Origin of the sequence: Pseudomonas sp. 2995-1 (assembly GCF_002742505.1) — a bacterium.
GTDB lineage: Bacteria > Pseudomonadota > Gammaproteobacteria > Pseudomonadales > Pseudomonadaceae > Aquipseudomonas > Aquipseudomonas sivasensis.
Window position 1 is genome coordinate 1 of sequence record NZ_LJSA01000599.1, and the last position, 285, is coordinate 285.

Sequence of the window (285 nt, forward strand, 5' to 3'; positions counted from 1 at the left end):
GTCCGCTACTTATATGATTATAGTGATAATGAATTAACGTCGATAGGTGAAAGGATTAATCGAATTGCTACACAGACAAGCGATTGTTTTGTTATATTTAACAATAACTCTGGTGGGCATGCTGTGGGTAATGCAAAACGCTTTGTCGACAATTAGGACTTTTTGATGGATAATAAGAGAAGAATGTCGAATAGCATGGTAGTACAATATTGTAGGAACCACTTATATTGAAGGAAGCAGGGTTATAGATGGAATGGGTTTTGTTAATATTATTAGGATTTATTG

At 34.4% G+C, this 285-nt stretch carries 1 protein-coding gene; it reads left to right on the plus strand.

The window, feature by feature from the left end; all coding sequences use genetic code 11:
* Nucleotides 1-156 (plus strand): DUF72 domain-containing protein (locus tag AOA61_RS33050; protein ID WP_143521278.1); only part of this gene is annotated, 156 nt, incomplete at its 5' end.
* Nucleotides 157-285: the final 129 nt, after the last annotated feature.